Here is a 14901-nt window from a genome sequence, read left to right on the forward strand (position 1 = left end):
CGCTTAGTTTGCCGACTTCAACTGGATGCCGGCCCGAACTGGATCGGTGACGATTTTTTCGCCGGCCGACAGGCCCGCCAGAACCTCAATTTCACCTTGCCCGACAAGTTCACCAAGACGCAACTGGCGAAGTGACAGGCGATTGTCGGCGGTCTGCACATAGACCGCTGCGACCTCGCCACGACGCAGCACGGCAACGGCAGGCACGGTCAGCTTTTCGGCCTGGCCGGTCACGAAATAAACGCGGGCAAACATCCCCGGTGTCGCCTCCGGCACTTCGGGCAAGGTCACGCGAACAAGCGACACGTGGGTAGCTGCATCAGCCGTCGGCAGAACCTGAACCTTAACGGCATCAACCCATTTGCCCAGTTCGGGAAACTCGACGCGGGCACTGGCCACCGTCCGCATCGCCTTCAGCCGGTATTGAGGAACACTGGCCGTGACGCGCAGGCTGCCCGGCTGGTAAATGGTAAATAAAGGCTTGCCGGGCGTCGCCATGTCGCCCATCTCGGCGTGACGACGGGCGATTACACCGGTCATCGGGGCAACGATCGTGGCGTGGCTTTGTCCGGCTCCAGCGGCGGCACGATTGGCCGCTGCCGAGTCGAGATCGGCTCTGGCCTTGTCAAGAGCAGCAGCGCTCATGAATTTCTGCGTAACAAGACTTTTCGTCCGCTCGAAACCGACTTTGGCATTGGCGTACTGCGCCTCAGCTGCCCGCGCCGCTTCGGCTGCCTCACGGGCATCTATGCGCATCAGCACATCGCCCTTGCGAACCGCCTGACCGGCATCGGCCTTGACTTCAAGAACCCGCCCCGCCACCTGAGCGCCAACCGTTGCCTGCTGCACCGCCTCAACCAGCGAGTCGGCGGGAAAGGCCAGATCGACGGCATGAGGCTGAACGGTGACCACCGGCAACGGCTCCACCGCGACAGCCAGGGTCGAAAGGCAAAAAAAACCGAGCAGGAAAGGACGGAGCATGTGTGTTCTCATAAATATAAGCATACGCTAATTTATAGCTTGCACACAAGCAAAGCGCTAGGTTTTCATTGATTTGACAGCGATTTACTCAGGCTGCCTGCCAGATGTTCCGACAGCGGGTTTCCTTGATCCACCAGCACGAAGCGGCCCCGAGAATGGCGCAGACAGTGACCACCAGCACCCCGTGGCGCCAAGTGTCGACATCGTAGACGCGGGCACCGCTGACCAATTCTCCCGTCCAGCCGAGGTCCATGACCCAGCCGACAAAAGGTTGCAACAGGGCGGCCGTCATGAACCCCCCCATATTGGCAACGCTGGTCGACATGCCGGAAAGCAGCGGCGGATTGACTTCCTTGGAACAGGCCCAGGTCAGGCTGAAACCTGCCGTGGTCAGGCCAAGCAGGGCAAACAGCAGATAGGAAAGGACAACCGGCATGCTGACGCAAGACAACAGAATCAGCCAGATCAGGCTGTACAGATGCGAGGTCACGATGAGTACCGGCTTGCGTCTCCCCAGGCGATCCGACAGGCCGCCAAGGAACAGGCAACCCACCGCAAAACCGCCGAACCACAGGGATAAATGGGCAGTGGCGACCGACCTGGCCAGACCATGCACCTGAATCAGGTAGGGGGTGGCCCACAGCCCGGCAAAGGTAAAAAACGCCCCGCACATGCCGGTATTAACCAGGACGGCTGGCCAGGTATCGCGGTTCCTGACCACCGACAGCAGCCCGGCAAGCACCTGCGTCCGGTCGACATGGGGCTTGGGCGCGGCATCGCCCCCGTCCGGCGCGTCGCGGACAATGATCCAGCACAGCCCGCCGAGAAGCATCGAGGCAACACCGACCCCGATGAACACACCGCGCCAGCCGGTCGCCTGGGCGACGGCGGAAAGCGGCGCGCCGGCCAGCACCGAGCCGAGATTGCCGATCAGCATGCAGATGCCGACCATGGTGGCAAACCGGCTCTCCTCGAACCAGACGGCGATCAGCTTGAGCATGGCGATGAAGGTCACCGACACGCCCAGTCCGATCAAGGTCCGCCCGACCAGCGCCAGCTCAAGTGACGGCGCCATGCCGAAGAGAAAGCTGCCGACCCCGCCCACCAGTCCGCCAAGCGCCAGAATCCGGCGCGGTCCCAGGGTATCGGCGAGGATGCCGGTCGGTATCTGCATCAGGGTATAAACGTAAAAATAGGTCGCCGCGAGCACCCCCAGCGACGCCGCCGACGTCTCGAAAGCGGCGGCCAGGTCGGGCGCAATGCCGGCCGGAGCAAAACGCTGGAAGAAGGACAGAATGTAAGCAACGGCAACAACGCCGAGAGCCAGCCAGCGACGGCGCATCTGTTCCGTGGTCAGTGTTTTCATCCTGCTCCCAGCCTTGTCTTCGGGTGCCGCTACCGGGCCTATTTCTGCGAAAGAACCCACTTGGCGAGGGTGGCTGCCTCTGCATCGGTGACGTTGTTCGGCGGCATCGGCACCTGGCCCCACTCGCCCTTGCTACCCGCCTTGATCTTGGCAGTCAGCGCAGCTTCTGCCGTCTTGTCGCCAGCCCGCTTGGCGGCGATGTCCTTGTAGGCCGGGCCAACGATTTTCTTGTCGATGGCATGGCAGGTCATGCAGTTCTTAGCCTTTGCCAGCTCCGGTGAAGCCTGGGCAGCGCCGGCAATAAGCAGGAAAGCGCAGGTTAACAGAATTGATTTTTGCATGATTCTTCCCCCGTAAAAATTAAATGGACTGCACGAATAAAACTGTTTTATGACCTTCAGGCCCTGTCAGGCCGCCATCTCGATCAGCAGCGTCTCGATTTCCGTGCGTCCGACCGGGCTGGCCATGGCAATCAGCGTAAAGCCCGGCTTGAGCAGAAAATCCCTGTCGGGATTGAACTGCCAGCTGCCATTACGCTCACGCACGGCAAGAAATACGTAGTTCGCACTGCGCAATTTCAGGGCCTCGAGTGGCTTGGGAATGAATCCAGCCGGCACCGGCACCTCTTCGATGCGCAGATTTTTTTCCGACTTGAGCATTTCGTCGAGGAAAGAGACGACGTGCGGTCTGATCATCGCCGAAGCGATGCGCATGCCACCGGTGAAGTCTGGCGAAACAATCGCGTCAGCCCCGGCCTTGCGCATTTTTTCGACATTGCGGGTTTCGGTACAGCGGGCGACGACGCGCAGTTCCGGCTTCAGTTGCTTGGCGGTGATGACAATCATCAGATTGCGCGAATCATCACCGGTCACCGCGAACAGCCCCTTGGCATCCTCCAGGTCGGCGGCCAGCAGCACGTCATCGTCACTGGCATCACCGTTCAAATAAAGGAAACCCATGTTCCGCTCCTTGTACTCCTCGAGCCGGTGCAGGTCCTCATCGATGCCGACATAGTGGCGGTGGGTGGCCTCCAGCTCGTGTGCGATATTGCGCCCGACACGGCCGAAGCCACAGAGAATGTAGTGACCCTTGAGTTTCTTGATTGCTTTTTCCATGCGTTTTCTCCGCAGGGTTCCATTGAGATCGGTTTCGAGCAGGGCGACGGTAACGACCGAGAAGAGCAACGACAGATTGCCCGCCCCGAGAATACCGATGATGACGGTCAGAACACGTGCCGGCTGATTGCTCGACATGTCGATGATTTCACCGAAGCCGATGGTGGCGACGGTGATGAAGGTCATGTAGAAGCAGTCGAACCACGAATACTTGCTATCGGTCAGCACCATGTAGCCAATGGTGCCAAAGAGGTGCACGGCAAACAGCATGCCCAGCGCGACATAGACCAGCCGAAAGATATATCCGGCCTGTGTCGTATTGATCGATGCCACGCGCGACTCTCCGCTTACTCGGCCAGCGGCACCGACTGGGTCATGAAGATCACCGCCTTGCCACCATCCATGTTGGCATGCAGGGACTCGACCAGGGGCGGACTGACCGCTTGCTCGGCCTCCCACTTGATGATGAAGTTGGCCCCCGAGCCGCCGGAGGCGTCGTTCAGTTCAACGAACAGTTCAAGCGTACCGAAAGGCTGAACAACCACCGGGACGGGAACCCGCTCGCTGATCAGCTTGCCGTTGGTGTCGTAGTAGCGGGCCGAAACGACGCGGACCGGACGTTTCCCATCGGTATTACGGATACTGACCAGCGCCGACAACAGGACTTGGGAGGCCTTGCCGCTCTTGCCCAGATTGCCATACAGCATGTGCGAGTAGATCGGCAGGTAGAGCGTCTGCCCTTTGGCCGAAGGTCGTGCGTCCTGGGCGAATGCCGCGGTCGACGGCAGCAGAATGGCCATTGCAGCGCCGCACAGAACGCCACGCCAGAATCCCCGATTTTGCATACCATCTCCCTTTACCTGCGGCATGGCCTTGAGGCCATTTGCCCCGATTCTGCCACAAGCCCTGCCCCTCAGGGCAATCAGGCGAGGCTCCGTTACCGCGGCGGGCTGCCCAGCATGGTGCGCAGGCGGTCAGCCAGGCCCGCCCAGTCCACCGGCTTGCTCAGGCGAGTGGCCGAAAGCCGCTCTGCCTGCTCGACAAATGCGGGATCGGTCCGCCCGGTCACCAGCAGTACCGGGAATCCTGCACCGTACCGCCGGCGAATGGCGGAACACACCGCCAAGCCATCGAGGCCAGGCATTTCGACATCGAGCAAGGCCATATCAAACGGGGAGGCCTCGAGCCGGGCCAGGGCATCGTTACCGTTGTCGACCACGGTCAGGGCGAAGTCACCACCGCCCAGCGCCGCCCGCACGAGGAACCCAGCCGTCGGATCGTCATCAGCAAAGAGCACGCGCCAAGGCCCGGCACTCATGATGCGGCCCCGGCCATGAGGGGTTTCAGCGCAACCTCGACGCGATGCCATTCAGCCCGCAAGCTATCAACTCGTGCGAGCAGTTGCGGCAACTCACCGTCCCGCCCGAATTGCTCGATGTCGCCGCACATTTCTGCCAGACGGTTGGCACCAATATTGAAACTGCTCGATTTGAGCGAATGCGCGACGCCAGCCAGCACATCGGCATCCCCATCGGTCAGCCCCTGATCAAAACGCTGCCAGTCGCGCTCGGCGCCTTGCAGATAAGCGACGAGAACCCGTTGCACCAGGGCATCCGGCGCGAGGGCCCGAATTTTTTCGAGGGCCTCCGGATCGAGGGGCCCGGCCAACTCGCCGGGCGCCGCAAGCGAAGCATCGCCTGCCTGAGCCACCAGCTGATCGGCGGGTAACCAGCGCCCCAGGACCGCCAGCAACTCGGCACCGCTATAGGGTTTGGGCAGGTAATCGTCCATTCCGGCGGCAACACAGCGCTCGCGATCGCCCTTCATGGCATTGGCGGTCAGGGCGATGACCGGCACATAGTCGCCGCTCGCCGCCTCACGCTGGCGTAGCGCCGCACAGGCGGCAAAGCCGTCCAGCCTGGGCATCTGGCAATCCATCAGGACCAGATCGACTGTTTCACTCTTGAGAATATCGAGTACCTCTTCGCCGTCGCCAGCGGTCACCACGGCCAAACCCAGTCGCTCAAGCTGGGCGCGCGCCAGTATCTGGTTGCTTTCGTTGTCCTCGGCCAGCAATACCCGCCCCCTCAGCGATGGGCTGGCCGCCGCTGGCAGGCTCGCCGGCCGGACCAGCCGACTGAGCAAGCCATCGATAGCTGCGAGGAGATCAATTTGCCGCACGGGCTTCCTCAAGCACTCGACCACCAGCCCCTCCTGAGCCAATTGCTCGTTGATGGTGGGGGCCGATGAAAATGCAATGACCGGCAGCGTGGTCAGCCGGTCATCGGCGCGCAGGGTACGGATCAAATCGAGGCCGGACATTTCGGCCATTTCCATATCGACAATCAGCAACTCGTAAGCTTTGCCTTCGGCCAGAGCGGCCCTCAACATCGTCAGGGCACGCAGCCCGGATGCCGCGGCATCGGCTGCCAGACCCCGCCCCCGGAGTCGGGCCAGCAAAATATCCGAATAGGCCGGCGTGTCGTCGACCAGCAGCACGCGCCCCCCTTGCACGGTCGCCACCGATGGCACCGGCGCCTCATCGGGCAGTTTGCCGCGCGGCAGGCACAGCGCCACGGCAAAACGGGCGCCGCGCCCCGGCTGACTTTCCAGACTGATCTGCCCTCCCATCATCTCGACCAGCCGCTGGCAAATAGCCAACCCCAAGCCAGTCCCGCCGAACTGGCGCGAGGTCGTGCCATCAGCCTGGGCGAAGTGTTCGAAAATTCGTTGCTGCGCCTCAAGCGGGATGCCAATACCGGTGTCGCTCACCGACAACTCGACATTGAGACCATTTTCATCATTTTCAACGAGGCGCAAGCTCAGGAGTATTTCGCCACTTGCTGTGAATTTGACGGCATTGCCAAGCAGATTGACGACAATTTGCCGCAAACGCAACGCATCGCCACGCACGATCAGCGCCTCGTGGGGGGGTAGGTCGGCGAGCAGTTCGAGCCCCTTCTTGTTGGCCGGCTGGGCAAACAGCGCCAGCGCCTCCTCAAGCAAGTTGCGCAAATCGAAATCGACGGTATCGAGTTCCAGCTTGCCTGACTCGATCTTCGAGAAATCGAGGATGTCATTGATGATGCCCAGCAGGTGTTTCCCGGAACGTTCGACCGCGTCCACAAACTGCCGCTGGTTCGGCGCCAGCTCGGTACTGAGAAGCAGTTCGGTCATCCCCAGTACACCGTTCATCGGGGTCCGGATTTCATGGCTCATCGTCGCCAGAAATTCACTCTTGGCCAGGCTGCCCGCTTCGGCTGCCTCCTTGGCCAGACGCAGTTCGCGCGTTCGTTGCTCGACAAGCTGCTCGAGATTGCCGAGATGGGTCGACAGCCAATGGTCGCGCTCGCGAATCTGCTCGACCATCTGGTTAAAGCCATTGGCAAGGTCGGCAATTTCAGTCACTTCACTGGCGGCAGCGCGGATATCCAGCCGTCCGACGGAAACCTCGCCCATGCGCTGCGTCAGATCCTGCAGCGGCTCGACAAGTTTCTCGACGTGCCCGGCCTGCATGCGCAGGGCAATAGCCAGAGCAGCGGCAATTTCCAGCAGGATCAAGGCAAGATAGACGAGCAACTGCTGATAGACAGCGGTCAGATCCGTCGTCAGGCGCAACCATCCGAACGAGGCATCGGGCAGCTCTGCGCGGGCGACAAAATCAATCCTCGACCAGGAAAAATGATGGCCTGCGACCATCCCGCCCAGGGGACGCGGTGCCGGATCCCGCCCACCCAGACCATTAAAGGCAAGGAACGCCCCCCCATCCGGACCGAACAAAGCTGCCGAATGGAGGTTTGGCATGCCGCGCAAAACGGCAAATTTCTCGTCGAAGGCATCCTTGCCAGCCCCACCCTGAACCGTCGCCAACCGTTCGCCGAGCAGTTCGAGACGGGCATAACCTTCTGCCACATGACCGCGCATCACCATCCAGCCGGAGGTAAACAAGATCAGGACACTCACGAAGGCAATGGCCAGAAGCAGGACATAAAAATTGATGCTGGCCAGGCGGACGCGTATCGACGTGGTCGGTAATTGCCTCATCAAGCCTTCCCCGCAGCATCCGATGAACAGGATTTCCAGGCTACCGAGGCTGCCGCCCAGGTCTGCTGAAAAGAGGCGAGCAGTCGCCGACGCAACGCTTCGGGAACCGGATCGACCTTGCCGGCCAGCCGCATCAGCAGGACATTCTCCAGCCTGGCAGCATCTTCCGTCAAGATTTCGGCACCGACATTTGCCGCTGCACTGCGCAGGGCGTGAACGCATTTCCTTTCCTGCATATCGTTACCAACGCATTTCTCCCAGTCCTCCGCCCAGTTGGCAAAATGGGCAACAAAAATACCCACGGCCTGCCACCAGAGGGCAGGGTCGCCGAGCATGCGCCCAACGGCGGCGGTCACGTCAAAACCATCCAGAGTGCGCGGAACAGACATTGAATGTCGCTAGAAGAAGAATCAGGCAGAAAACTTACGTATGAAAGTCGATTGTCGCCCGGGCGCGACGATGCAATGTTAAAAAATAGTAAAACAAATCCTTTGTTTTACGTTGAGCATACAATTCCTCCTTTATCGTTCAATCGAAATGAAGAATCATGCGTCAGACTGCGCTTATCGTTGAAGACGACCCAGGAACCCGCCTTGTACTGAGTGCCACCCTCGCTACAGCCGGCATCGACAGCATTTTTGCCGAGACTGGCACGGCCATGTGGCGACAACTCGACGAAAAGCCCGATGTCATCATTCTTGATCTAAGCCTGCCCGATGCCGACGGCCTCGAGTTGCTCCGCCTCTTGCGCCAGAGTTCGGACATACCGGTCCTCATCCATTCGACGCGCTCGGATGAAATTGAGCGCATCATCGGCATCGAGATCGGGGCTGACGATTTTCTGCCCAAACCCTGCAACATGCGCGAGCTTCTGGCCCGCACCCGTGGCCTGCTGCGGCGCACCCAGCGCCCGTCAACCGCGCGCGGCGATCAGCGTCGCCTGCGTTTCGGCAACTGGACACTGGATACCGCCTCGCGCGAACTCGCCATGACCGGCGCCGCGGCCACCCCGCTAGGCGTCTCGGCCTTTGCGCTCCTCGCTGCCTTCCTTGAGCGCCCCTTCGAGCCGCTCTCGCGCGAACACCTGTCGCGCGTTCTGAAACGCGAATATATCCCTTACGACCGGATCATCGACGTCCATGTCAGCCAGATCCGCCGCATTCTCGGCAAGCAGGCCGATGGCAGCGGGTTCATCAAAACGCTGCGCTCGCAGGGCTATGTCTTCATCGCCGAGGTAGAAACCGTCAACTGAGCGGGACCGCTTCTGAATGACAAAGGCCATGCTTGCGCATGGCCTTTTTTCCATCGCCGGCCGGCTGGCCGGCCCAAAGATACCTACTTGACCAGGCCCTTGCAGCCCCCCACGGTGCTGCCCGAGCAAGGGACAGACGTCTCGCGGTTGATCAGCCACTTGCCGTTCACGCGGATCATCTCCAGCGTTTTTTGCGTCGTATCGTTGTAGCCCCGCGACTGATAGATCTGGCGGAATTCGGCAAAGGCACGGTCATTGCCGTCCAGGCGGACTTTCAGATCCTGGATATCGACGCTGATCTCACCCCGCGCCGAGATCCGGCCACGGCGCAACTGGGCCCAGTCCTCGCGGGTCAGGCCACCATCCGGGGTGAAAGTCGGCGCATAGAAGCTGCTGTAGGCCGCGTAGTCACGTGCCGACCAGGCTGCCGCCCAGGATTTGACCTGCCCCTGAACCTGCGCATCGGCGCCGGCCACGACCGGAGCCGCCGGTGCCACAGGCGACACCGGGACGACCTGCGTACGACTGGCGTTGAGGGCTGCGGCCTTGGCATTGAGGGCATCACGGTCAGGCAAACCGAGGGCGACCGGATCATTCGGGCAGAGTTGGCTCGGATCAACATCGGCCAGATCGCCGCTGTCCGGTGTCGCGGCATCAAGACGCTGGAGGCCGAGACGCTCAAGCAGGGTACCCATGCCGGCGTAGGTACGCAGATAGGCGAGGGTCAGGTCGCTGTCAGCATTGACGTTGGAACGACGGGCAGCAAGAAGTTCGTTCTCCGTGTCGAGGAGGTCGAGCAGGCTACGCTGACCAATATTGAACTGGTCACGATAAGCGTCGCGGGTCTTCTCAAGAAGGGTGACCTGACGGGAGGTAAACACCGATTGTTCCTTGAGGCGCTGGACATCGTTATAGGCAATGAGGAGGGTTTGCCGGGTATCGCGGCAGGCCTTTTCACGCAGATCGAAGGCCAGATTCTTTTTCTCCACCGTCTGCTTTTCACGGGCGCGATCCGAGCCGCCGTTAAAGAGATTCCAGCTGACCACCAGCTCAGCCACGTTGTAGTCACGCTGACCGGTATCGCCGAGATAGTTGCGGGTATGGTCGGTACGGGCGCGGAAATCGAGTTTGGGCGAATAAGCTGCGCGGCGGGCGTAGATTTCGTACTGGCTGGCTTCGATATTTTCGGTGGCCGCCAGCAGCGCAGGGTTTTTCCGCAGCAGCGTATCGAGCGCCGTCTTGGCCTGCCCCGGGATGCCGCTGCCCAGTTCGCTCGGCGGCACGATGGCATCGGCCGGCTGACGACCGATGAGGCGCTGGTAGCGGGCGCTCACATCGTGCAGATTGGCCATTTCGGTAATCAGGTTGATTTCGGCCAGGGCCAGTCGGCTGCCTGCCTGTTCGGTATCAACACGACGACCGACACCGCTTTGGGTACGCCGTTCGATCTGGTCGAACGTGGCCTTGTGCTGAATATAATTATCCTTGGCCAGATCGACCAGGTGGCGATAGCGCAGGACATCGAGGTAGGCGCGGCCAGCTTCAAGGGCGACACCTTCGGAGGCATCGAGGAGTTCGTAATAACGGACGATCCGCGCCTTGTCGAGGCGACGCACTTCATTGCGTGTGGCGAACCCGTCGAAAATCATCTGGTTAAGACTGAGCAGGTAACCGCTGCGCGTGTAATCGCGGTCTGACGCCGACGGCTGGCGCAGGCTTTCGCGGCCACTGCCGGCGGTCAGGTCGACACGCGGAAAATACCCGCCGCGAGCCACGCCGATCTCTTCTTCCGCGGCGCGGTAGGCATGCCACTTGGACGTCACTTCCGGGCTGTTGAGCACTGCAGTTTGCGCCACTTCCTTGAGTGTCGAAGGGGACGACATGCTACCCGGCAGATTCTCCGCCGCCATGGCGAACAGGGGAAATACGACAGGCATCAGCAGGAAGAGGCTTTTTTTGATTTTCATGGGTGATAATCCACTATGTTTGTGGCCGGATTATAAATACACGCCGCCGGACGAATGTGAAATATCCGACATTTCTCTCTAAACAATTCAACGACTTGACGCGTCCATTGCGTAATAAATCTGCGCTGCTCCGTTTGTTGACCATCGTCGTCGCCATTGGCTTGCTTTCGCTGAGTGGCCTGCGTCTGGCCATCGGCGTCGACTTCGAGCGGCTGCAACAAGCCCTGGTCAGCCGCTTTGGTGCCGACCGTGCGCCCTTGCTGCTCGACTGGCAGCGGATGCTGGGCGACGGGCGCAAGGCCTCGGAAACAGAGAAGCTACGTCGGGTCAACGATTTCATCAATCAGCGTATCACCTTTGACGACGACATGTCGGTGTGGGGCAAGAGCGACTACTGGGCCACCCCGCTTGAGCTTTTCGGCCAGGGGAGCGGCGACTGCGAGGACTTCGCCATCGCCAAATACTATTCGCTGCTTGATCTCGGCATTCCCATCAACAAGCTTCGTTTGGTCTATGTCAAGGCCGCGCAGACCGGCCCGGCCGGAACCTTCCTGCAGGCCCACATGGTGCTGGCCTATTACGCCACACCGACGGCAGTTCCGCTCATTCTCGACAATCTGAACCCGCAGATACTGCCCGCCTCGCGGCGCAGCGATCTTTCCCCCATTTTCAGTTTCAACAGCGCGGGGCTGTGGCAGGGCACCGGCAATAACGCCAGCACGAGCAGTCTCTCGCGCTGGCAGGATTTGCTGGCCCGGGCACGCGCTGAAGGCTTCCAGTGAGGTAATCGACATGTCCTTATTCCGACAACTCTGGCTTGCGGTCATCGCCAGCGCGGTGATCGCCTTTACCGGCAGCATGGTCGTCAGCACGCTGACGGCCCGCCATTATCTGGAGCGCCAGCTAGCCATCAAGAACAACGACAACGCTGCCACCCTGGCGCTGGCCATGTCGCAACTCGACAAGGACCCGGTCACCATCGAACTGCAGATTTCTGCAGTATTCGACAGCGGCCAGTACGCGCTGGTTCGCCTGACCGACCCGGACGGCAAGACAATGATCGAGAAGGCCGGGCCGCAAAATGCCGGGCGCAATGTTCCCGAGTGGTTCATCCGCCTTTTGCCGATTGAGTCAAAGCCGGGACAAGCCCAGGTTTCGTCGGGCTGGAACCAGTTTGGCACGATCGAACTGATCAGCCACAGCAGCTTTGCCTACACCGAACTGTGGTGGGGCGCGCTGCAGTTGCTCGGCTGGTTTGCCATTGGCGGGATTCTGGTCGGTTTGCTCGGCATGGAGTTCCTCGGCCGCATCCGGCGGCCGCTCGACGCTGTCGTCGGGCAGGCGAAAGCAATCAGCGAACGTCGCTTCACGACGATCAGCGAACCGTCGACGCCCGAACTGAAAAGCCTGGCCAGGGCGATGAATGCCATGGTCGAACGGCTCAAGGCGATGTTTGCCGAAGAAGCTGCGCGTCTCGAGCAACTACGCCGTGAAGCCAACCACGACAGCGTAACCGGGCTGGCCAACCGCGCCTTTTTCATGAACCAGCTGGCGGCCGCCCTCAGCGATGATGACGCACCACCGTCCGGCTCACTCGTCCTTCTGCGCCTCGCCGACCTGGCCGGCATCAACAAGCGGGCCGGGCGCGAAATGGCCGACGAAGTCCTCCGTCGCATCGGCAGCACCCTGAACGGGCTGATCGAGGAAAAGCCGAACGCGGCCGCCGCCCGCCTGAACGGTGCCGATTTTGCGCTGCTTCTGCCGGGGGTGCTCAACCCCGCGCCGTACGCTGAAATACTCCTCCACGCCCTCAACGACCTGGTGGCGGCCGGTCAAATTGACGGCGAGCGGATCGGCTACGTCGCCAGCAGCAGCTATCAGCACAATCAGGGCATGGCCAAACTGCTGGCCGGTGTCGATGCAGCGCTAGCCTCAGCGGAAACCGAGAGCGGGCTGGGCTGGTGTCGGGCCGACAGCTACGACGAACAACAGCCGACTTCCAGCGCCGACTGGAAAAAGCTGCTCGATGGCGCCATCCAGGCCCAGCGCCTGCGCCTGATCGACTTCCCGGTGGCCGGCTATGGCGGCCAGTTGCTCCATCTCGAATGTCCGCTGCGCCTGCAAACCACCGAAGGCGGCGAATGGCTGGCCGCCGGCAGCTTCATGCCCATGGCAGCCCGCCTGGCGATGACTTCCGAACTCGATCTGGCAGCAGCCCGGCTGGCCATCGAGCGGGTTGCTGCCGGTGCCCTTGCGGTGGCGGTCAACCTGTCAGGCGAGTCGATTATGGACGCCACCTTCCGTAACCGGCTTTTCGCCCTGATTGCCGCCCGCAAGGATCTGGCCCCCCGTCTCTGGCTGGAAGTATCGGAGATTGGCGTCTTCAAGCACTTCAATGCCTTCCATGCTTTCTGTGACGCCATGCGTCCGCTCGGCTGCCGTCTCGGCATCGAGCACTTCGGCCGCCAGTTCAGCGAAATCGGCCGCCTGCACGGCATTGGCCTCGATTACCTCAAGGTAGACGGCAGCTTCATCCGGGCCATCGATAGCCAGACCGGTAACCAGACTTTCATCAAGGGCCTGTGCAGCATCGCGCATAATATCGGCCTGACGGTCATCGCCGAGGGCGTGCAGAGCGCCGGGGAACTGGCCATCCTGCCCGAACTGGGCTTCGATGGCGCGACCGGACCGGCTGTCCCGAGGAAGGAACGATGAGTACCGAAATCGAACTGAAGCTTCAGCTCAGCCCGAAGGCCGCGAAAAAGCTGGCCGAACACCCCCTGCTTGCCGACATCCCGGCACAGAAGCAGCATCTGCTCAACACCTATTTCGACACGCCATCCCTTGAATTGCACGCCCGGCGGGTTGCCGTCCGCTTTCGCAAGAAGGGCTGGATCTGGCTATGTACGGTCAAATCAGCCGAACCGGCCAGCGGTGGACTGGCCATGCGCAGCGAATGGGAGGCCCCGGCCACACCGGGCACATTCGATTTCAGCCACGTAGACAATGCCGATTTCCGCAATTTTCTCGAGCGGCGCACCCATCAGTTCGAGCCAATTTTCACCACCGACTTTCGACGGCAAATCTGGCATGTCCCCTTTGGCGAATCGCTGATTGAACTGGCCATCGACCGCGGCCAGATCGAAAGCCGTGGCCGTAAAACGCCCATTTGCGAAATCGAACTCGAATTGCTTTCCGGCCGCGTCGACGACATCTTCGGCCTCACCCGGCAACTTCAGAAAAACCTCGACCTGTTTCCGGCCATCGCCAGCAAGGCCGAGCGCGGCTACAACCTGTTCCTCGACGAACCGCTCCGCCCGTTCAAGAGCAAGCCGGTACCAATCAATGACCAGCAGACCCCGGTCGAGGCCTTCCGCAGCGTCGCCCTGGGCTGCCTGGAACACTTCCAGCGCAATGAAAAAGGCCTGCTGATCGGCGGCGAACCGGAATTCATCCACCAGGCCCGCGTCGCCCTGCGCCGCCTGCGTTCAGCCATCAAACTCTTCGCTCCGGTGCTGCCCCCCGAATTCGTCGCCGCCTACGGCCAAACCTGGCAAACCCTGGCCGGCGCACTCGGCGACACGCGCAACTGGGATGTCTTCCTCGACGAAACCCTGCCCCCCATCGCCGCCGCCTTTCCCGACAACCGCGACATCAAGCGCCTGCGCAAAGCCGGCCAGCGGCGCGCCACCAGCGCCCGCAAATCGGTCACCGGCCTGCTTGCCGTCAGCGAATACCCGCGCCTGCTGCTCGAATTCACCGCCGCCATCTACACCCTGGGCGATACCCTGCCGATCCCGATCAAGGCGTTCGCCCGCCAGCAGATCGCCAACCACGCCAAAAAGGCCCGCCGACTGGCCCAGCGCCACGCCGAACTAAGCCCGGCAGAGCGGCACAAAATGCGTATTGCTTTCAAAAAGCTGCGCTACACGCTGGAGTTCTTCACCCCCCTGCTATCCGAACGAAAAGTCGGCCCCTACCTCGCCGCGCTGGCCCAGCTACAGGACGAACTCGGTCTCATCAACGACCACGTCACCGCCGAAACCCTCCTCGCCGAAGCCCTGGCCGGACGCCCGGTGGGGCCGATTCATGGCTGGATATCGGGACGGCACGCATTGCTCGTCAGCGAACTACCGGAATCGCTGAACACCTGGCTGGCACAGCATACGCCTTGAG

13 protein-coding genes are annotated in these 14901 nt (G+C 61.2%); 4 read left to right on the forward strand and 9 right to left on the reverse strand.

The genetic code is table 11. From position 1 onward, the window contains the following. Positions 1–3 precede the first annotated feature (3 nt). The 8 genes from HYN24_RS12140 to HYN24_RS15960 form a co-directional block, all read right to left on the reverse strand. Complete coding sequence (locus HYN24_RS12140; RefSeq protein WP_240327668.1) at positions 4–981, reverse strand: efflux RND transporter periplasmic adaptor subunit; 978 nt, start codon at positions 979–981, stop codon at positions 4–6. Between the two features lie 88 nt (positions 982–1069). Next, positions 1070–2347, reverse strand: a complete 1278-nt coding sequence (locus HYN24_RS12145) for a nitrate/nitrite transporter (RefSeq protein ID WP_240327669.1) — start codon at positions 2345–2347, stop codon at positions 1070–1072. A gap of 38 nt (positions 2348–2385) precedes the next feature. Then, a complete protein-coding gene (locus HYN24_RS12150) occupies positions 2386–2688 on the reverse strand; it encodes a c-type cytochrome (protein WP_117609493.1) in 303 nt (100 codons plus the stop codon). Between the two features lie 66 nt (positions 2689–2754). Next, entirely contained in the window at positions 2755–3795 is a 1041-nt protein-coding gene (locus HYN24_RS12155) for a TrkA family potassium uptake protein (RefSeq protein ID WP_117609494.1), read from the reverse strand. Positions 3796–3809: 14 nt separating this feature from the next. Next, positions 3810–4307, reverse strand: coding sequence for a DUF3124 domain-containing protein (locus tag HYN24_RS12160; protein WP_117610369.1), 498 nt, complete (start codon positions 4305–4307; stop codon positions 3810–3812). Positions 4308–4399: 92 nt separating this feature from the next. After that, positions 4400–4780 carry a response regulator gene (locus HYN24_RS12165; protein ID WP_162888724.1) on the reverse strand — a complete coding sequence of 127 codons (381 nt, stop codon included), beginning with the start codon at positions 4778–4780 and terminating at the stop codon, positions 4400–4402. Next, on the reverse strand, positions 4777–7506 hold the full coding sequence (locus tag HYN24_RS12170) for a response regulator (protein ID WP_162888725.1): 2730 nt from the start codon (positions 7504–7506) through the stop codon (positions 4777–4779). The genes HYN24_RS12165 and HYN24_RS12170 overlap by 4 nt, the downstream gene beginning before the upstream one ends. After that, a complete protein-coding gene (locus tag HYN24_RS15960) occupies positions 7506–7895 on the reverse strand; it encodes an Hpt domain-containing protein (protein ID WP_162888726.1) in 390 nt (129 codons plus the stop codon). The genes HYN24_RS12170 and HYN24_RS15960 overlap by 1 nt, the downstream gene beginning before the upstream one ends. Positions 7896–8053: 158 nt before the next feature. On the opposite strand from HYN24_RS15960, the gene HYN24_RS12175 reads away from it, so the two are divergent. Next, entirely contained in the window at positions 8054–8758 is a 705-nt protein-coding gene (locus tag HYN24_RS12175) for a response regulator transcription factor (RefSeq protein ID WP_117609497.1), read from the forward strand. An 83-nt stretch (positions 8759–8841) separates the two neighbouring features. On the opposite strand, the gene HYN24_RS12180 is transcribed toward HYN24_RS12175, so the two are convergent. Beyond that, complete coding sequence (locus tag HYN24_RS12180; protein ID WP_117609498.1) at positions 8842–10725, reverse strand: TolC family outer membrane protein; 1884 nt, start codon at positions 10723–10725, stop codon at positions 8842–8844. 107 nt (positions 10726–10832) lie between these two features. On the opposite strand from HYN24_RS12180, the gene HYN24_RS12185 reads away from it, so the two are divergent. The 3 genes from HYN24_RS12185 to HYN24_RS12195 are packed head-to-tail and all read left to right on the forward strand — an operon-like array spanning position 10833 to position 14900. After that, on the forward strand, positions 10833–11507 hold the full coding sequence (locus HYN24_RS12185) for a transglutaminase-like cysteine peptidase (RefSeq protein WP_117609499.1): 675 nt from the start codon (positions 10833–10835) through the stop codon (positions 11505–11507). 10 nt (positions 11508–11517) lie between these two features. Further along, a complete protein-coding gene (locus tag HYN24_RS12190; RefSeq protein WP_117609500.1) occupies positions 11518–13440 on the forward strand; it encodes an EAL domain-containing protein in 1923 nt (640 codons plus the stop codon). Further along, positions 13437–14900 (forward strand): CYTH and CHAD domain-containing protein, encoded by a 1464-nt coding sequence (locus HYN24_RS12195; protein WP_117609501.1) that lies wholly within the window; start codon positions 13437–13439, stop codon positions 14898–14900. Before HYN24_RS12190 ends, HYN24_RS12195 begins: the two co-directional genes overlap by 4 nt. Position 14901 lies beyond the last annotated feature (1 nt).

Source organism: Dechloromonas sp. HYN0024 (assembly GCF_003441615.1).
Classification (GTDB): Bacteria; Pseudomonadota; Gammaproteobacteria; order Burkholderiales; family Rhodocyclaceae; genus Azonexus.